Source organism: Streptomyces sp. WZ.A104, from assembly GCF_002382885.1.
GTDB lineage: Bacteria > Actinomycetota > Actinomycetes > Streptomycetales > Streptomycetaceae > Streptomyces.
The window spans coordinates 130180-149935 of sequence record NZ_NWVL01000003.1 but is presented as its reverse complement, the minus strand read 5'-3'; the positions used below and the strand labels follow the sequence as shown (position 1 = coordinate 149935).

The 19756-nt window shown below is 74.0% G+C and carries 9 protein-coding genes; all 9 read right to left on the bottom strand.

What is annotated here, in order from left to right; genetic code table 11:
• Positions 1–4: 4 nt before the first annotated feature.
• From CIB93_RS02720 to CIB93_RS02680, 9 genes are read right to left on the bottom strand one after another with little or no spacing between them, the layout of a single operon-like run.
• Positions 5–3244 carry a condensation domain-containing protein gene (locus CIB93_RS02720; protein WP_096623634.1) on the bottom strand — a complete coding sequence of 1080 codons (3240 nt, stop codon included), beginning with the start codon at positions 3242–3244 and terminating at the stop codon, positions 5–7.
• The gene (locus CIB93_RS02715; RefSeq protein WP_096623632.1) at positions 3241–4515 is read right to left on the bottom strand and encodes an MFS transporter; all 1275 of its coding nucleotides are present in this window, start codon (positions 4513–4515) and stop codon (positions 3241–3243) included. Before CIB93_RS02715 ends, CIB93_RS02720 begins: the two co-directional genes overlap by 4 nt.
• Positions 4508–8587, bottom strand: coding sequence for a non-ribosomal peptide synthetase (locus tag CIB93_RS02710; protein ID WP_096623631.1), 4080 nt, complete (start codon positions 8585–8587; stop codon positions 4508–4510). The genes CIB93_RS02715 and CIB93_RS02710 overlap by 8 nt, the downstream gene beginning before the upstream one ends.
• The gene (locus tag CIB93_RS02705; protein WP_218839747.1) at positions 8584–9846 is read right to left on the bottom strand and encodes a MupA/Atu3671 family FMN-dependent luciferase-like monooxygenase; all 1263 of its coding nucleotides are present in this window, start codon (positions 9844–9846) and stop codon (positions 8584–8586) included. Before CIB93_RS02705 ends, CIB93_RS02710 begins: the two co-directional genes overlap by 4 nt.
• Positions 9839–14470, bottom strand: a complete 4632-nt coding sequence (locus CIB93_RS02700; RefSeq protein WP_096623629.1) for a beta-ketoacyl synthase N-terminal-like domain-containing protein — start codon at positions 14468–14470, stop codon at positions 9839–9841. Before CIB93_RS02700 ends, CIB93_RS02705 begins: the two co-directional genes overlap by 8 nt.
• Positions 14467–16365, bottom strand: a complete 1899-nt coding sequence (locus CIB93_RS02695) for an amino acid adenylation domain-containing protein (RefSeq protein WP_096623627.1) — start codon at positions 16363–16365, stop codon at positions 14467–14469. The genes CIB93_RS02700 and CIB93_RS02695 overlap by 4 nt, the downstream gene beginning before the upstream one ends.
• Positions 16355–18058: a condensation domain-containing protein gene (locus tag CIB93_RS02690; protein ID WP_096623626.1), complete on the bottom strand. Its 1704-nt coding sequence runs from the start codon at positions 18056–18058 to the stop codon at positions 16355–16357. Before CIB93_RS02690 ends, CIB93_RS02695 begins: the two co-directional genes overlap by 11 nt.
• Positions 18055–18837: a thioesterase II family protein gene (locus CIB93_RS02685; RefSeq protein ID WP_096623624.1), complete on the bottom strand. Its 783-nt coding sequence runs from the start codon at positions 18835–18837 to the stop codon at positions 18055–18057. The genes CIB93_RS02690 and CIB93_RS02685 overlap by 4 nt, the downstream gene beginning before the upstream one ends.
• A gap of 2 nt (positions 18838–18839) precedes the next feature.
• On the bottom strand, positions 18840–19472 hold the full coding sequence (locus CIB93_RS02680) for an NADPH-dependent FMN reductase (RefSeq protein WP_096623622.1): 633 nt from the start codon (positions 19470–19472) through the stop codon (positions 18840–18842).
• Between the last annotated feature and the right edge of the window lie 284 nt (positions 19473–19756).

Sequence of the window (19756 nt, the reverse complement as noted above, 5' to 3'; positions counted from 1 at the left end):
GTCGTCATCGCGGCCGTCCCGGCGTGCGCTCCCGGTTCCGGGCGCGCATGGCCCGCAGCCGGGCCTGGCCGCGCTCCTGTGCCCCGGCTTCGGGCGGGTTCGCGCGGCCGGGGTCCTGGCGGCCCAGGTAGGCGGCCATGGCCCGCACCGTGGAGTGCCGGAAGAGGTCGACCACGTCGACCTGGCACTCCAGCGCGGTCCGCAGCCGGTCGCGCAGCCGGATCAGCAGCAGCGAGTTGCCGCCCGCGTCGAAGAAGCTCTCGTCGTGGCCGACCGTGCGGCCGAGGACCTCCCGCCATGCGGTGGCGACGCGCTGTTCGGACTCGCTCACCGGCGGCCGGGCCCCCTGTACTGCCGCCTTCGCCTCCTCGGCGAGCGCCTGCTCCAGCGCCCGGGCGACGGCGGGGCCGTCCGGGCGGCCGCCGGGCAGCAGCGGCAGCCGGTCCAGGACGCCGATGCGGGCGGGCAGCATGTAGCCGGGCAGCAGTTCGCGCAGGTGGCCGTGGAGTTCGACGGCGGCCGGGCCCGTCCCGGGCCGGACGGTGACCGCCGCGTCGATGCCCTCGGCCGCCCGCGTGGTGACGTGGGCGCGTACGACGCCGGGGTGGGCCAGCAGCGCCGCCTCGATGTCGGCGGCGGCCACCCGCACCCCGCGCGCCCGGGTCTGCTCCCCGGCCCGCCCGGCGAACACCAGCCGCCCGTCGGGTGTGTGCCGTACGAGGTCGCCGGTGGCGAACAGGCGCCCGCCCGGCTTCCCGTACGGGTCGGGCAGGAAGCGCTCCGCCGTACGGCGTGCGTCGTTCAGGTAGCCCCGGGTGACGGCGGCGCCGCCGATGTGGAGTTCCCCGACGACGCCCGGCGCGACCAGCTCCCCGCGCGGGCCGAGGACGTACGCCGTGCAGTCCGCCGGGAGCCCGAGCGGGACGGGTGTGCCGTCCCCGGGGGCCGGGGCGGCGGGCCCGCCGATGGCGGGGCCCGCGGTCTCGGCCGCGGTGTAGAGGTGGTGGACCCGGCCGGCCCCGGCGGCGTACGCCGCGCGCAGGGTGGCGGGGGCGAGGAGCTCGCCCCCGGCGAGGACCGTGGCCGGTGCGGTGCCCCGGCCCTCGCCGAGGAGACCGGCGAGGGCGGAGGGTGCGGCGTACACCGTGTCCGCAGGCCCGCTGTCCGTGTGGCGCGTGCCGTCCGGAACGACCGCCCGGCCGCCCCGGGTGAGCGGGGCGAAGAGCTCGAAGACCGCGCCCGGCGAGTCCGGCGGGCTGAGCTGAGCCACCGCCTCCAGAGCCCCGGCGGGCAGTTCCCGGTGGGCCCAGCGCAGCCGGGAGACGAGGTTGCGGTGTTCGGCGAGTACGGCCTTCGGCTCGCCCGTGACGCCGGAGGTGCGCAGCACCCAGGCCGCGTCGGCGGGCGCGACGGCGGGCAGGGGCGCGGTCGGGTCGGTGGCACCCGGCTCCCCCGCGCTCTCGTCCAGTTCGGTCAGCCGGACCTGCGTGTGGTCGAAGAGCGAGGAGGAGTACGCGTCCGCGAGAACGGTCGACAGACCCGCGTCCGCCACGGCCAGCCGCAGCAGGAAGGCGGGCAGCTCGGGGTCCAGCGGTACGCACACCCCGCCCGCCCTGAGCACGCCCAGCTGGGCGGCGGCCAGGGCGAAGGACTTGGGGGCGCAGACGCCCACCGGGTCCTCCGGCGCGAGGCCACCGGCCAGCAGCCGGGCCGCCACCCGGCCCGCCGCGTCGTCGAGTTCGCGGTAGGTCCAGGTGCGCGCGCCGTCCGCCACGGCGACCGCGTCCGGGGTACGGGCGATCTGATCCGCCACCAGGGTGTGCAGGACATCTCCGGCGCTCCCGGCGGCGCCTTCACCGGCACCGGCACCTTCGGCGGCACCGGAGCCGTCCGCCCCGCCCGCCGGGTTCCACTCCTCGGTCAGCAGCCGCCGCTCGGCGGCCGTGGGCCGCAGCAGCGCTGACACCCTTGCGGACGGGTCGGCGCCCGCGCGTTCCAGCACCGTGCGCAGCCGGACCAGCAGCGCTTCGGCCGTCGCGTCCTCGAAGAGGGCGGTGCGGTAGTCGACCAGGGCGAGCAGGCCCTCGTCCGTCTCGACGGTGTCGATGGCCAGGTCGGTCTTCATGGTCGGCAGCCGCAGCTCCCCCACCGTGAACACCGCGTCCGCCGCCCGCCGTACGGGCGCCGCGGGCTGGTGCGTGTACATGACCTGGTAGAGCGGGTGGTAGCTCGGGTCACGGGTGATGCCGAGCCGGTCCATGACCTCGTCGACCGGCAGGTCGGTGTGGTCCAGCGCGTCCAGCAGGTCACCGCGCACCCCGTGCAGCAGCTCGCGGAACTCCGGGTCGCCGGACAGGTCGCCGCGCAGCACCACGGGCCGGGTGAGGTAGCCGACGAGCCCGGCGCTCTCGGTGGTGTCCCGGCCCGAGAGGGCCATGCCGGTGAGCACGTCGGTGCCGCCGTACTGGCTGAGGACCACGTCGCACGCGGCTTTGAGGACCATGAACAGGCTGCACCGCTCGGCCCGGGCGAGCCGTCGCAGCGGCTCCACCACCTCCTGCGGGACCACGGCCGTACGCCGCTCCCCCGCGTGTCCCGCGCGTGCCGGGCGGGGCCGGGCGAGGGGCAGTTCCAGCACCTCGGGGGCGTCGGCCAGCCGCCGCGTCCAGTACGCCAGGTTCGCGGCGGCGGCCCGTTCGTCCTGCTCCGCACGCCGGGCCAGGAACGCGCCGTGGTCCACGGCGGGCTCCGGCAACGGCGACGGCCTGCCCTGGGCGAACGCGTCGTACAGGGCGGTCAGTTCGCCGGTGAAGACGTCCAGCGACGCCCCGTCGAAGACGATGTGGTGGACGCCGACGAGCAGCCGGTGGGTGGTGTCGTCCAGCCGCAGCAGCCGGGCCCGCAGCAGGGGGCCGCCGTCCACCGTGAACGGCTCGCGGGCGAACGCCTCGGACAGGGCGGCCGAGGTGTCCCCCGCGTCCACGACGGGCAGCTCCACCGGCGCGGGCGTCCCGACGCGGGCGACGGGCTCGCCGTCGGCGCCAAGCACGATCCGGGTCCGCAGGGCGGGGTGACGGCGCACCAGCTCGTCGAGAGCGCGTCCGAGGGCCTTCGTGTCGAGCGGCCCGTCGATGCCGACGGCGAACGGGATGCTGAAGAAGGGGTCGTCCGGCCGTACCTGGGCCAGCGCCCACAGCCGCCGCTGGGCGGGGCTGAGCGGAAGGTGCTGCTCGGCGGCCGTCATGAGACCGCCTCCGTCTCGGCGGCGTCGCCGCTGGTCCGGCTGTCCTTGTCGCCCCCGCCGGGCCTGCCGCGCGCCGACGCGACGGCGAGCAGGGCCGCGGCGGGCAGCAGCAGTCCGCCGGCCACGATGATCGACAGGGCGATGCCCATCAGGTCCGCGGCCAGGCCGCCCAGGACCACGCCGAGGATGGTGAAGTTGATCATCAGGGCGTTGAGCAGTCCGACGCCCCGTCCGCGCATCTCCTCGGGCAGGTCGCTGATCAGGGTGTTGGCCACCGGAACCTGGAAGAGGCCGGAGCCGATCCCCGCCACCACGCACCAGGCCAGGACGACGCCCAGGCCCAGCGAGTCCCGCAGCCAGCCGGTCGGCGCGAGGAGCAGCAGGGAGACGCCGAACAGCACGATGGAGCCGATGAGCAGCCCCCGGTCGGAGTACCGGCGCACCAGCGGCGGGCCGGTCAGCGCCCCGATCACACAGCCCGCCCCGAACGCCGCCTGCGCCAGGCCGAAGTTGAAGGCGGACAGGTCGAAGACGTTGAGGAGCTGGGAGTTGAGGTTGGTGGTGAAGAGCCCGAGGACGAGCATCACCGGCACCAGGATGATCGCGAGGAAGCGCAGCGACGGCACGGCGAGCACCCCGGAGACACCGGTGGCCAGCGACTTCCAGTAGGACTCGCGGCCGCTGTCCTTGCCGGGCACCGGGACCTCGCGCAGCACGGCCATGCTGGCCAGCAGGATCGCGGAGATCACGAACGTCACCGCGTCGATGACGAAGACGACCGAGACGCTGGAGAACGCGAGCAGCAGCCCGCCGAGGGCGGGGCCGACCAGGTTCAGGGTGTGGTTGGTGGACTGGAACAGCGCGACCGCCGTCGGGATGTTGTGCCCCCGGACGATCAGCGGGATCGCGGTGATGCGGGCCGTCTCGAAGAACGCCTTGGCGATGCCGGTGAGCAGGATCAGGACGAGCAGCAGCGTCGGTGAGTCGCGGGCCGGGATCATCGCCAGGACCAGCCCCACCCGGACGATGTCGGAGCCGACCATGAGGAGGCGCGCCGGGAAGCGGTCGGCCAGCGGGCCGACGAACGCCCCCAGAACCCCGGAGGGCAGCAGCTGGGCGATGACCACGAGGGACACGTACAGCACCGGGTCCGAGGTCTCGGTGGCCGCCACGTAGATCAGGGTGATCTTGGTGATGGCGTCACCGAGGAAGGACGCGACGACGGCCAGCCAGTAGCGGATGTACGTCCGGTCCTTGAGCAGCTCAAGCACTCTCGACCACCTCGTTCAGAATCGTGGCGACGCCCTCGATGTACGGGTGGCGCATCATGGTGTAGTGGTTGCCCTCGACCACCCGGACATCGAGGTCGCCGCCGGTGGTCAGCTCGCGCCACGCCTCGGTCGAGTCGTACGTCTCCTCGGCCGCGCGGATCAGCGTCACCCGGCCCCTGACGTGCAGGGGACGGAAGTTCCAGACGAGCCGCAGGTTGGCGACCCAGAGGTCGAGGATGTCGCGGACCTGCTCGCGTCCGGCGTCCGGCGGCAGGTAGTCGGAGGCGCGGGCGATGGCGAGGAGGTAGTCGAGGTGCTCGTCGGGGGTCATCTCCCGCAGCTCCTCCACGGACTTCAGCGCGTCGCCGTAGTCCCACTGGAGGTTGGCCGCGACGGCCTCGACGATGTCGGCGGGGTCGGGCTCGGAGCCCTCGGCGACCTCGGCGGGCGGGTGCGAGTCCATCATCACGACGGACACCTCCGCCCCCGTCCGCTCCAGCTCCCCGGCGACGGCGAAGGCGTTGGTGCCGCCGTAGCACCAGCCGGCCACCGTGTACGGGCCCTCGGGCTGCACTTCGCGGATGAGGTCCGCGTAGGCCGCCGCCCGCGCCCCGAAGTCGGCGTACGGCAGCACGCCGTCGGCGGGCGGCGGGGAGGCCAGCGCGTACAGCGGGCGGTCGCCGCCCGCCATGAGACCGGCGAAGGGCATGTAGCAGACCACCTCGCTGCCCGCCGGGTGGGCGAAGAAGACGGGGGTGCCGGTGGTGCCGGAGCCGATCTCCACGAGGTGGACGTCCGCCTCGTCCTGGTAGCCCTCGCGCAGCATCCGGGCGAACCGTTCGACGGTGGCGCCCCGGAAGATCGCGGCCATCGGCAGCTGCTGCCCGAACCTCTTCTCGATCTCGGCCATCAGCCGCAGTACGAGCAGGGAGTGGCCGCCCAGGTCGAAGAACCGGTCGTGCAGTCCGATCGGCCGGACCCCGAGCACGTCCTCCCAGATGTGCGCGACCTCCAGCTCGATCGCGTCGCGCGGCGGTACGTAGCTCGCCGCGTCCCGCTCGATCACCGGCTCGGGCAGGGCCCTGCGGTCGATCTTCCCGCTGGTGTTCAGCGGGAAGGCGTCCAGGGTGACGATCGCGGACGGGACCATGTAGTCGGGCAGGAAGCGGCGCAGGTGCTCGCGCAGCTCCTCGGCCCCCGGGGCCCCGCCGTCGCCGTCCGCCGCCACGACGTATCCGGTCAGCCGCTTGTCGCCGGGCCGGTCCTCGCGGACGAGGGCGACCGCGCGGCGCACCGCCGGATGCTCCGCCAACCGGGCCTCTATCTCGCCCAGTTCGATGCGGAAGCCGCGCAGTTTGACCTGGCCGTCGTCCCGGCCGAGGAAGACGAGCGTGCCGTCCTCGCGGAGCCGGGCCTTGTCGCCGGTGGCGTACAGCCGGGCGCCGGGCGTGGTGCCGAAGGGGTCGGGTATGAACCGCTCGGCGGTGAGCGCGGGGCGACCGCGGTAGCCGCGCGCGACTCCGGTGCCGCCCAGGTACAGATCGCCGGGGATGCCCACCGGGACGGGCTCCAGGCGCTCGTCGAGGACGTACACGCGGGTGTTGTCGAGGGGGCGGCCGATGGAGACCTGCTCGGTGCCGCTGTCCAGGCGGTGCGCGGTGGACCAGATGGTCGTCTCGGTCGGGCCGTAGACGTTCCAGGTACGGCCGGGCCCGGCGACGAGCCGCTCGGCCAGGGCCGGGGGGAGCGCCTCGCCGCCGACCAGGACCCGCAGGGAGCCGTCGCTCCGCCATCCGGCCTCCACGAGGAGCTGCCAGGTCGCGGGGGTGGCCTGCATGACGGTGGCGCCGGTCTCGTCGAGGAGGGCGGCGAGGCGGCGGCCGTCGACGGCCTCCTCCTTGCGTACGACGTGGACGCGGGCGCCGCTGATGAGCGGGGCGTACAGCTCCAGGCCCGCGATGTCGAAGGTGACCGGGGTGACGGCGGTGAGCGTGTCGCCGGGGCCGAGGCCGGTCTCGGCGGCCATCGCCAGCAGCAGGTTGGCCAGGTTGCGGTGGGTGACCTCGACACCCTTGGGGCGGCCGGTGGACCCGGAGGTGTAGATGACGTAGGCGAGCCTGTCCTCGCCCGCCGCGGGCTCCGCCGGGACGGCCGGGGCGGCGGCGACGGTCTCCGCGTCCGTGTCCAGGCAGATCCGCTCTCCGGGGCAGCCGGCCAGGCTCTCCAGCAGCTCGGAGCGGGTCAGCAGGAACGCCGCCCCGGCGTCGCCGGTCATGGTGGCCAGGCGCTGCGCCGGGTAGCCCGCGTCCAGCGGCAGGTAGGCGCCGCCGGACATGACCACGCCGAGCAGGGCGACGACCAGGTCGACGGAGCGCTCCAGGCACACCCCGACGACGGTCTCGGGCCGCACGCCACGCTCCTGGAGGTGGGATGCCAACCGGCCTGCTCGCTCCAGCAGTTCGGCGTAGGTGAGCCGTTCGTCGCCGCAGGAGACGGCGACCGCCCCGGGGGTGGCCAGGGCCTGACGGCGTACCAGGGTGTCCAGCGCGACGCCTTCCTCGCGGGGCGTCCCGGTCCGGTTCCACTCCACCAGCAGCGTCTGTGCCTCGTCGGGGCCGAGCAGCGACAGGTCACGCACGCTGCGTCCGGCGTCCTTCGACATCTGCTCCAGGACGCGCACGATCTGCCGGGCCGTCCTGGCCATCGTGCTCTCGTCGAACAGGTCGGTGTTGTATTCCAGCATCCCGTGGAAGTGGTCGTCCGCCAGTGCCGGGTCGTCGAAGAAGCCGAGCAGCACGTCGTCCTTGGCGGTGGCGTTGTCGAGCATGAGCTCCTCGACCCGCAGCCCGGCCATCGGGGTCTCCTCCTCGTGGAGGAAGTCCACGAGGATGAACGACGTCTGGTAGATCGGCGTGCGGCTGGGGTCGCGGTCGAGGTCGAGCTCGTCCAGCAGCGTCCCGAAGGGGATGTCGTGGTGGTCGAAGGCGCCCATCATCGTGGTGCGGGTCGCCTGGAGCAGTTCCCGTACGGTCATCTCCGGCCGGACCGTGGTGCGCAGCGGCAGCATGGTCAGGAAGTAGCCGATCATCGGCTCGGTCTCGGGCCTGCTGCGGGTCGAGGAGGTGGTGCCGACCACGATGTCCTGCTGTCCGGTGAGCCGGTGCAGGATCAGCTGCCAGGCGGCGAGCAGCGCGATGTTGACCGTGACGTCCTCGCGCTTGGCGAGGTCGCGGACGGCCTGGGTCAGCTCGGGGGTCAGCGGGAACTGGTAGCGGGCGCCGTTCGCCGTCTGGAGCGGGGGGCGGGGGCGGTCCGTCGGCAGCTCCAGGACCAGGTCGGCGCCTTCGAGCTGCTTCTTCCAGTACGGCAGGTGCTTGCGCCGGACCTCCTCGCGCAGCCACTGCGGCTGCCACTCGGAGTAGTCCGGGTAGTGCACCTCGACCGGTGCGAGCCGGGGTTCGCGGCCGGTGGCGAACGCCGAGTAGAACTCGGCGATCTCGGCGTTGAAGATGCCCATCGAGCCGCGGTCCCACACCAGGTGGTCGACCGTGCCGACGAGGACGTGCTCCCGGTCGCCGAGGCGCAGCAGGGCGATCCGCAGCAGCGGCCCCTTCACCAGGTCGAACGGGGTGCGCAGCTCCTCGGTCGCCAGCAGCGTCATCTCCGCCTCGCGCCGCTCCTCGGGCACGGACCGCAGGTCCTGGTGGCGCAGCGGCACCGCCATGGACGGGTGGATCACCTGGACGGGGGCGTGGCCGTCCTGCTCGAAGGTGGTGCGCATCGCCTCGTGCCGCTGTACGAAGGCGTCCACGGCGCGCTGGAGGGCGTCCGTGTCCAGCTCGCCGTGGAGCCGTGAGGCGAAGTACACGTTGTAGACGGGGTCTTCGGGGTCGAACTGGTGGATGAGCCAGATGCGTTCCTGGTCCACGGTGAGCGGCACGCGGTTCTCCCGCTTGCGGCGGGGTACGGGCGCGTTGGTGACGGTGCCGGCGGTACGCTCGCGCATCCGCCGGTCGAGCAGGGCGCGCTGGGCGGGGGTGAGACCGGCCAGCCGGTCCGCGAGTCCGGTCACGACTTCTCTCCTTCGGTCTCGCCCCGGTGGCGGTAGCGGTCCTTGAGTTCGGTGAGGTGGTCCAGGCCCTTGAGCACCTGGCCGGGGTCGAGTCCGAAGTCGACCAGGCAGGCGACCTCGTCGACGCCGATGTCGACCAGGTCCTCGATCAGGGACTCGCACTTGTCGGGCGTTCCGAGCAGGGCCAGCTGGTCGAAGTAGCGCTCGAAGGTGGCGTTGAGCATGACGTCGCGCTCGGCGTCGTTGAGCTTGGAGAACTCGCTGCCGAAGCTGTCCTGCTGTTCCAGGAAGGTCTTGAGGTACGCCGTCAGCGGCCCCCGTACGGTCTCCCTGGCCTCGTCGTCGTCGGAGCCCACGTAGGTGTGGACCATCGCGGTGACCCGGCCCTCCGCCGGGTCGTACCCGGCCCCCGCGAGCGCCTCGCGGTAGGCCGCCGTCTTGTCCTTCAGGTCGGCGGGGCGCTGGGCGACCAGCCCGGTCAGTACGTACGCGCCGATCTCCCCGGCCCGGACGAACGTCTCGATGCTGCCCTGCGCCGACACCCACACCGGGAGCCTGGGCTGGAGGGGGCGCGGCAGGGTGCGTACGGTCTGCGACGATCCGTCGGCGCGCGGGAGTTCGACGCTCTCGCCCGCCCACAGCCGCTGGACGGTGTCGATCGACTCGAACATCTCGTCCTTGCGGCGCGGGTAGCGCTGCTGCCCGTCCCCCGGGGCCAGGAGGAAGTCGTCCGGGTGCCAGCCGGAGGCCGCCGAGATCGCGGCCCGGCCGCCGGACAGGTTGTCGACGACCGCCCACTCCTCGGCCACCCGCACCGGGTGGTGCAGGGGCAGGACGCAACTGCCCGCGCGGATCTGGATGTTCTCGGTGAGTACGGCGATGGCGGAGGCCAGCAGCGACGGGTTCGGGTAGAGGCCGCCGAAGTCCACGAAGTGGCGCTCGGGGACCCAGATGCCGTCGAAGCCGTTGGCGTCGGCGTGCCGGGCGCTGTCCAGCAGCAGCTGGTATTTGCCCGGGCCCTTGGCCGTGCCGTCTCCCGAGAAGAAGAACAGGCTGAAGTCCATGGTGCTGCCGGGCCGCCGCCCGCGGCGCGGCGCGGCGGATCTGGCGGCCGCCTTCGTACCGGGGCCGGGGTCCACGGCCGAGGGCGCCTTGACGTTGCGCTCGCGCAGGGACCGCTCCAGGACGGCGCGCTGCTCGGGCGAGAGCGAGGACATCCGCTCCTTGAGCCTGCGTGCGGCCTCGGACTCGTCAGACATGGTCGTCACCCTTCAGCTTTGCCTCGGCCTCGCCCGCGGAGAGGCTCTCGACCTCGCGCAGCAGTGCCTCGAACTCGTCCAGGCCGATCGATTCGGCCTGGTGGGAGCGGATCGCGGCGGCGAGCCCCGGTACGGTCGGCGCCTCGAAGACGGCGCTCATCGGGAAGTCGCCGTGGGCCTGCCGCAGCCGCCCGACGATCTGGATGGCGAACAGCGAGTTGCCGCCCAGGTCGTAGAAGTCGTCGTCCGGCCCGATCGGGGAGACGCCGAGCATCTCGTGCCACACCCGGGCCACGGCCTGGGCGAGTTCGTCGTCCGGCCAGACCGTGGCCGGGTCCCAGTCGTCGTCTCCGCGGCCCCGGCCACCGCCCAGCGAGTCGGTGAACGAGGTCGCGGTCAGCCCGGACTGGTCGGCCAGGACGTCCTGGAAGTCGGCCCTGGAGACGACGACCTGGGGCAGGGCGCCGAAGAGCGCGGCGCGGGCGAGCGCCAGGCCGTCGGCGGCCGGGATGCCCTGGGCGAGGCGCAGCCGCTCGTACAGCTCCCGCACCTCGGGCAGGCCCGCCATCTGCTGCTCGAACCAGTCGTCCCAGTCCCACTGCGACCAGTCGAGGGCGAGGGTGGGCCGGCCGGCGGCGGTGGCGGCCTGGGCGAAGGCGTCGAGGAAGGCGGCGGCGGCGCAGTTCTCGGCCTGTCCGAAGCCGCCGACGATGCCGGTGGTGGCCGACGCGGTGAGGAAGAAGTCGAGCGGGTCGTCCGCCAGCAGTTCGTCGAGCAGCAGGGTCGACCTCACCCGGGCCGCGAGGACGGCTTCGAAGTCCGGCCGCGTCTTGAGCGCGGTCAGGCCGGAGCCCCGGGCGTCGGCGAGGTGCAGGACGCCGTCGACCGCGCCCAGCACGGTCCGCGCCGCCTCGACGGCGGTACGGGCCTGGCCGGGGTCGGCCAGGTCGGCGGTGCGGTAGACGACGGCCTCGGGGTGGGCGGCGCGCAGTGCGGCGAGCCGGGCGACCCGGGCGCGTACCCGGTCGTCGTCGCCCGCCGTGCCGCCGCGCCAGGCGTCCCACTCGCTCTCGGCCGGGAAGTCCGGGTCGCCGATGAGCAGGGCGCGCGCCCCGCTCGCGGCGATCTGCTCGGCGAAGACCAGTCCGGTTTCGCCGGACGCCCCGGTGACGAGGTACCCGGCGCCCGCACGCCAGGCCCGCCCGGTGGGTACGGGCTCCAGCCCGACCGGTGCGAAGGCGCGCAGGAGGCGCTGGGCGCCCCGGTAGGCGACGAGGCTCTCCCGCCCCTCCCCCGCGAGTTCGGCGTCCAGCTGCGCGGCGACGCGTGCGCGGTCGGCGTCGGTGGCGGGGAGGGTGACGTCGACGCTGCGGCAGGTCAGCCACGCGTACTCCTGCGGCAGCACGGTCACCGCGCCGTACAGGGTGGCCCGCTCGGGCCGGATCACGGCCGTCCCGTACGCGTCCTGGAGGCTGTCGGTGAGGACGTCGATCCGCACCGGGCGGTCCTCCCCGCTGCCGCCGAGCGCCTGGGCGAGGGCGACGAGGCTGTGGAACCCGGTGTCCAGGCCGGTGGCGTAACGGCCCGCCGCGTCACCGGCGTTGTCCCCGGGGCCGGTGACGGCCCAGGCGTGCAGCACGCGGTCGGGGGCCGCTCCCGTGCGCCGCAGCTCCTCGACGACCCGGCCGAGGTGGTCCGCGTCGGCGGGGTCCGCGTCGAAGCCGTGCTCGGAGGTGCGGGCGTAGGCGGTCGCCTTCCGCACGGTGGTGACGGTGTGGCCCCTGGTGCGCAGGGCGGCGGTCGGAGCGTCGGTGAGACCGGTGTCGTCCTGGAGCACCAGCCAGCTGAGCGGGGCGTCCTCCGGGGCCGCCCCGGGGAGCGGTGCGGGGTGCCAGACCGGTGCGTACGTCCACCGCTCGGGGTCGGTGCGTACGTTCCCGGCGGCCGCCGTCTCCGGCTTCGGAAGCAGGTGGCCGCGGCCCTGGAAGGGGTAGGCGGGCAGCGGGACCCGGCCGCGGGCCCGGTCGTCGTGCAGGGCGGCCCAGTCGGCGGCCACCCCGTGCCGCCACAGCTCGGCAAGGCCTTCGCGGACGGTGCGGGCCTCGGCGGTGCGCTCCTCGCCGCGCGGCTTGCGCAGCAGGGTGACGACGGGCGAGGGCTCCGGGTGGGTCCGGACCAGTCCGCTGAGCTGGCTGCCCGGGCCGGCCTCGACCAGGACCACGGCGTCGCCGCGCTCGGCGAGGGCGGCGATCCCGTCGGAGAAGCGGACCGGGGCACGGGTGTGGGAGACCCAGTAGTCGGGGTCGGTGGCCTGCTCGTCGGTGATCCAGGTGCCCGTCACATTGGACAGGAAGGGAATCTTCGGGGTGTTGAGCCGCACCGAGCGCAGCACCTCCGCGAGGCCGGGCAGCGCCGGTTCGACCAGGGCGGTGTGGAAGGCGTGCGAGGTCTCCAGCTCCCGTACGGACACGCCCCGCTCCTCCAGCACCCGGCGGGCCTCGGCGACCTCTTCGGGGGTGCCCGCGACGACGCAGGAGGCGGGTGCGTTGACGGCGGCGATCGTCGCGCGGCCGTCCAGCGCCTCGGTCAGGGCCGCCTCGTCCAGCAGGACGGACAGCATCCGGCCGGGCGGCAGGTCCTGCATGAGCGCGGCGCGCCGGGCGACCACGCGCAGCGCGTCCTCCAGGCTGAACACCCCGGCCAGGCAGGCCGATACGAGCTCGCCGAGGCTGTGCCCGGTCATCGCGTCGGGGCGCACGCCCCACGACATCAGCAGCTGGGCGACGGCGTAGTCGAGGCTGAAGACGGTCGGCTGGGTGTACAGGGTCCGGCGCAGCCGCTCCTGGGCCTCGTCCCCGCCGGTGGCGAAGGCCACCTCCCGTACGTCCCAGCCCAGGTGGGGCAGCAGGATCTCGGCGCACCGGTCGAGCGCCTCGCGGAACACCGGCTCGGTGCGGTACAGCTCCGCGCCCATACCGGCGTACTGGGCGCCCTGGCCCGGGAAGACGAACACCACACCGGGCGCCTCGTCCGGCACGGCGGACGCGGCGGGCGCGGGCCGCTCCAGGGCGGCGGCCGCGGCGGCGCGGCTGTCCGCGACGACCGTGCGGCGGTACGGGAGGGCGGCGCGCCCGATCTGGAGGGTGTAGGCGGCGTCGGCGAACCCGGCGGGGTCCTGCCGCGTCCCGTCGTCGGCCGTGAGCGCCGTCGCGAGGCGCGCGGCGGCGGTGTCGAGGGCTTCGGGCGTACGGGCGGACAGCGGCAGCACCTGCCAGTCGCCGTCGGGGGCCTCCGTGCTGCGGGCGGGCGCTGCTTCGAGGACGACGTGCGCGTTGGTGCCGCCGATTCCGAAGGCGCTCACCCCGGCGCGCGGCGGCAGCTCCGTCGCGGGCCACGGCACGCCTTCGGCGTCGACCCGGAAGGGGCCCTTGTCGAGGCCGAGTGCGGGGTTGGGGGCGCGGAAGTGGGCCGTCGGCGGGATGAAGCGGTGCTCCAGCGCCAGGGCCGCCTTGATGAGGCCGGTGACCCCGGCCGCCGCGTCGAGGTGGCCGACGTTGGACTTGACCGAGCCCAGGTGGACCGATCCGGCGGGGGCGTCGGGCTGGAACGCCTCGGTGAGCGCCTGGACCTCGATCGGGTCGCCGAGCGGGGTGGCGGTGCCGTGCGCCTCGACGTACTGCACCGTACGGGGCTCGACCCCGGCGACCGCCAGCGCCTCGGCGATCACCTCGGCCTGACCGTGCGGGGAAGGCGCGGTGAAGCCGATCTTCGCGGAGCCGTCGTTGTTGACCGCGCTGCCGCGGATCACCGCGTGGATGTGGTCGCCGTCGGCGACGGCGTCCTCCAGCCGCTTGAGGACGACCAGGGCCACCCCGTCACCGGAGACGGTGCCGGAGGCGTCGGCGTCGAACGGGCGGCAGTGACCGTCCGTGGAGAGGATCGCGCCCTCCTCGTACCGGTATCCGCGCGGCTCGAACTCCCGCACCGCGACCCCGCCCGCCAGCGCGAGGTCGGCCTCGCGGCTGAGCAGGGACTGGACGGCGAGGTGGACGCTCACCAGCGACGACGAACAGGCGCTCTGCACGGTGAAGCTGGGGCCGGTCAGACCGAGCTTGTACGAGAGGCGCAGCGCGAGCATCCCGGGGTCGTTGCCGATCGCCACCTGGATCTCGTCGGAGACCAGGCCGTCAAAGGCGCCGCGCGGGGCGATGCGCTCCTGGAGGTAGCCGCTGCCCGACGTACCGGCGAACACCCCGGTCCGCCCCTCGAACGTCCTCGCCGGGTAACCGGCCCGCTCCAGCGCCTGCCAGGCCGTCTCAAGCAGCAACCGGTGCTGGGGGTCCATGAGTTCGGCCTCGGACCGGGTGACACCGAAGAAGTCGGCGTCGAAGCGGTCGAACCCGTCCAGGGGGAAACCGGACTTCACGTACGCCGGGTCGTCCCGCAGCTGCTCGGGGACTCCGGCCGCGGCCAGCTCCTCGTCGGTGTAGGTACTGCGCCCCTCCTCGCCCGCCGCCACCAGCCGCCACAGTTCGTCGACGTCCGCGGCGCCCGGGAAGCGGCCGCTCATTCCGATGATGGCCACCGCCTGCTCGGGCAGTGGCAGATCCGTCTCGTACGTCATGCGTTCTCCCCGTGCGGGTGGTGCGGGTGGGATGCGGGCCGGTGCCCGGCACCGGTGTCGTGCTGTGCGGCGAGCAGCTCGTCCAGGGCGCTCGCGAGTTCCCGTACCGTCGGCCGGTCGAAGAACAGCCGCAGCGTCGCGGCGACGCCGAGCTGGTCCCTGGTGAGGGCGACGGCCTGGGTGGCGAGCATGGAGTGGCCGCCCAGTTCGAAGAAGTCGTCGTCACGTCCCACCCGGTCGACCGAGAGCACCTCGGCCCAGATGTCGGCGATCACCTTCTCGACGGGGGTGGCGGGCGCGGCGAACTCCGCGTCGAGCTCGGGGCGTACGGCCTCCGGGGCGGGCAGCGCGCGCCGGTCGACTTTGCCGTTGTGGGTCAGCGGCAGCCGGTCCAGGGCCACGTACACGTTCGGCAGCATGTACTCGGGCAGCGTCAGGCCGAGGTGTTCACGCAGTTCGGAGGGCCCGGCCGGGGTCCCGGCGGAGCCCACCCAGTACGCGACCAGGCGCGGGTCCCCCGCCGCGTCCCGGTCGACGGCGACCACCGTGTCCCGGACGGCCGGGTGGCGGGTGAGCGCGTTCTCGATCTCGCCCAGCTCGATGCGGTAGCCGCGGATCTTGACCTGGTGGTCCAGTCGGCCCAGGTACTCGTGGTCCCCGTCGGCCGCCCGCCGGGCGCTGTCGCCCGAGCGGTACCGGCGGGCTCCGGGCACGGCGGCGTCCGGGTCGGGCAGGAAGCGCCCGGCGGTGAGGGCGGGGCGGCCCAGGTAGCCGCGTGCCACGCCCGCGCCGCCGACGTACAGCTCTCCGGCCGCCCCTTCGGCCACCGGTTCGCCGTCGGCGCCGAGGACGTCCATCGTCCAGCCGTCGAGGGGGCCGCCGATCATGCTGCCCGCTCCGCCGTCGAGGTCGGCCGAGGTCATACGGCGGTAGGTGGAGTGCACGGTGGTCTCGGTGATGCCGTACATGTTCACCAGGGCGGGCGCCGCGTCGCCGTGGCGGGCGATCCACGGCCGCAGCATCTCGGGCGGCAGCGCCTCCCCGGCGAAGACGACCAGCCGCAGGGCGAGTTCCGCCGGGGCGCCGGGGCCGGGGTGCTCCTCCTCGTACCGGACGAGCTGGCGGAAGGCGGCGGGCGTCTGGTTGAGGACGGTGACGCCCTCACGGTGCAGCAGCGCGTGCAGCTCCTGCGGGGCTCGCCGCACCTCGTCCGGTACGACGACGAGTCGGCCGCCGTGCAACAGGGCGCCCCACATCTCCCACACGGAGACGTCGAACGCGGCGGAGGCGCACAACGACCACACGTCGTCGGGCCCGAACCCGAAGCGGTCGCGGACGCCGGTGAGCAGGCCCGTCACATTGCGGTGCTCGATCATGACGCCCTTGGGGACACCGGTCGAACCGCTGGTGTAGATGACGTACGCGAGACTCGACGGCCCGGTGCCGGGGTCCGGGGGCGCGGTCTCCGGGTAGCCGGTGAGGTCCTCGCCGTCGCGCCCGGTCAGCACGGTGTGCGGGGCGCGCAGGCCACGCCCCGCGCGGTCGGTGAGCAGGACGGCGGCGTTGGCGTCGGCGAGCGTGAAGCGCAGCCGCTCGATGGGGGCGGAGGGGTCGAGCGGTACGTACGCCCCGCCCGCCTTCAGGACCGCGAGCAGCGCCGTCACCAGGGACGTGGTGCGCTCCACGCAGACGGCGACGGGTATCTCGGGGCCGACGCCCAGGACGCGCAGGCGGTGCGCCAGGCGGTTGGCGTCGCGCTCCAGCTCGGCGTAGGTCAGCCGGCCGTCGGCGCCGGTCACGGCGACGGCGTCGCCGCGGGCGGCCGACTGCCGGGCGAACCACGCGTCGATGGTCCCCGGGGCCTGGGCGGGTGTGGCCATCTGGTCAACGGTCACGGTGGGTGTTCCTCTCGGTGCCGGACTCGGTGCGGGGCTGCGGGCTCTGCGGTCCGGACGCGGTACCGGCGGCGAACCGCGCCGCCGCCAGCTCCGTCACCGGTGTCCCGGGCCGGGAAATGGCTTCGGCCAGCGTCCGTTCGTAGGCGGCCAGCAGCGCGGCCGGGGTGTCGGGGCCGAACAGATCGGTGTCGTATTCGAGGGTCAGCGCCAGGCCGTCGCCGCGCTCCTGCGCGTACAGGCTGAGGTCGTACTTCGCGGTGTCCTGCGGGCCCGTGAGGTCCAGCGAGCACCCGTCGAGCCCGGCGAACACCGGCTCGGGCTGCTCCTTGAGGAAGCTGAACATCACCCGGAAGACCGGCATGAAGTCGCGGCTGCGCCGGGAGACCAGCGCCTCGACCAGCTTGTCGAAGGGCAGCTCCTGGTGGGCGGAGGCGTCCAGCACCGCCGTACGGACCCGGGCCAGCAGCTCGCGGAAGCCGGGGCCGCCGTCCAGCCGCACCCGGACCGGAACCATGTTGATCAGGCAGCCGACCAGATCCTGGAGCTCGGGCCGGTCCCGTCCCGCGACGGGGGTGCCGACCGTGATGTCCTCCGCGCCCGACCACCCGGCGAGCAGGGTGTGCAGGGTGGCGAGCAGGGTCATGTACGGAGTGACGCGCTCGCCACGACTGAACTCACGGACGGCGGACACGAGTTCCGGCCGGAGCTGGCGTGTCGTGACGGCCCCCCGGAAGCCGCGTGCGGTGCCCCGCGGCTTGTCGGTCGGCACGGCGAGCGCCTTCGGGTCGTCGCCCAGTGCCTCGCGCCAGTGGTCCACGAGGGCGTCCAGGGTCTCGCCCCGGAGCCGGTCGCGCTGCCAGGAGGCGTAGTCGGCGTAGTGCAGCGGCACCTCGGCGGGCGGTTCGCCGTCGCCGTACAGCTGCCCCAGTTCGCGGAAGAGGATCTCCACCGACCAGCCGTCGACGGCCACATGGTGGAACGTCACGATCAGCCGGTGCTCGTCCGCGCCGACCCGCACCAACCGGACCCGCAGCGGCGGCCCGGCGGCCAGGTCGAAGACGGCCGCGCCCTCCTCGGCCGCGACGCGCTCCGCCTCGGCCTCCGGGTCGGCGGCGCCCGTCAGGTCGGTGTACGGCAGCTCAAGCGGCACCGGGTCCGCGATGACCTGGTACGGGAGCCCGGACGGCGCCGCGTACGTCGTGCGCAGCACCTCGTGGCGCGCGACCAGGGCGTCGAGGGCCCGGCCGAGCGCGGCCCGGTCCAGGGCTCCGCGCAGACGCAGCACGGTCGGCACGTTGTAGAGGGTGGTGTCGGGGTCGATCTGCTGCATGAACCACAGCCGCTGCTGCGCGAACGACAGCTGGGGCCGTTCCTGCCGGGCCCCGGGACGGGGGCCGGTGGGCCCGGCGGCCCCGGGACCTCCCTGGGACGGGCCCGCCGCGCCCCGGCCCATGGCGGCACGCACCAGGCGGGCCATCTCCGCCAGCGTGCCCGCGCCGAGCAGTTCGGCGGCGGGGACGTCCACGCCGAGGTCCTCGTCGATACGGGCGGCGAGGAGCCGTGCCTGCTCCGGCCCGCCGCCGAGACCGGCGAACTCCGAGTCCAGGTCCACCGGGGCGCCGGTGACCTCCAGCAGCTCGGCCCACACCTGGGCGAGCTCCTCTTCCACGAATCCCATGGTGGCTGTCATCCGAGTGAGTTCTCCGGGCGAGAGGTGCGCACAGTTTCCTGGAGCAGATCGACAAAGCCTTCGGGCCGCTTGCTCAGATAGAAGTGATCCCCTTCGAAGACGTGCACCCCGGGTTCGCCGGCGGTGGTGTGCCTTCCCCACAACCGGGCGTCCGCGGGCCGCACTTCGTGGTCGCCGTCCGCGACGAACACGGTGACCGGGCAGCCCACCGTCGCGCCGTCGGCCGCCCGGTAGGAACCGAGGGCGGCCAGGTCGGCCCGGATCGCCGGGAGCACCAGCTCGATCAGCTCGGCGTGCTCGGCGACGCCCCGGGCGGTGCCGCCCAGTCCCATGATCCGGGCGAGCACCTCGCTGTCGGGCTGCTCGTCCGCCCGCAGCGCCCGCTCCGGGCGGTGCCCCGAGGGGGCCGAACACGCCGACGCGACAAGCGCTTCGGGAATCACGGCACCCGCCCGCTCCAGCCGCCTCGCGGCCTCGAAGGCGACGATCGCCCCCATGCTGTGGCCGAACAGGACCGGTCGCCGGGCGCCTCCGAGACGGGTGGGCAGTACCTCGGCCACGGAGTCGGCCAGTGCGTGGAGGGAGCTGACGGGCTCCTCGAACAACCGGTTCTCCCGGCCCGGGTACTGGATCACCAGCATCTCGATGTCCGGGTCCAGGACCTCCGAGAGGCCGTGGTAGTAGCTGGCCGAACCACCCGCGTGCGGAAAGCAGACCAGGGTGTGCGCGGCCTGTGGCTTCGGGTGGAAGCACCGGATCCAGCTCGCCTCGGTGTCCATGGTCACCCCGCCTGGAGCGCTGTGAGTGATGTGGGTACGGCGGCCCGCGCGGTGGGTGCCGCGGCCCGCAGCGCCCGGTGCGCCTCGCCGAACTCGACGACCTGGGCGGCGACCTCGTTCAACTGCCGCTGGATGTGCGGGTCGTCGCACTCGCCGCTCGCGGTGAACCCCGCCGTCGCGCTGTTCAGCGCCACACCCAGCGGTGTCGGCCAGCCCCGGAGCGCGTGCACCACGTCCCGCAGGGTGGCCAGGGTGGTCACCGCGCCCTGCCAGCCCTGCCCCACGGCCAGGCAGCCGACGGCGCGCCCCGTCAGATACGGCCGTTCGTCGTCCCGCAGCTGTTCGATGTGGTCCAGGGCGTTCTTCAGCAGCCCCGACACCGTCCCGTGGTACGCCGGGCTGGCGAGGACGACCCCGTCGGCCCCGGCGATCGCGGCCAGCATGCGCCGTGCCCGGGGCTCCGGGGACGCGGCGCGCGGATCGTAGAGGGGCATCACCAGGTCGGCGCCGGCGATCAGGGTGACGTCCGCACCCAGCCGGGCCGCTTCGGCCAGCACGACACGGAGTCCCCGCTCCGCCGTGGAACCCGGCCGGGAGGACCCTCCGATTCCGACGACCTTGACGGCCTGCTGCATCAACCCACCCATTCGATCGGTGAACTCCCGGTCGCCCGGGACCGTTCCGCCCTCCACCCTTCGCCACACGAAACGGCGAGGTCAACGTCGGCCCGACGGGCAGATCCGATCGTCGGCTTCGGTGATTCCGATCAGCTGCGCCCCCGATCGGCGGCACCAATGGAAGCCATCGGCGATCCGCATGTGCCACCGATTGCCGACCGGACCCGCGCGGGGGGATGATCAGCCCCTCGCTCTCCCCGGATTCCCCCACTCGGCGCCGCCCGACCGTCCGGAAGGCCGCT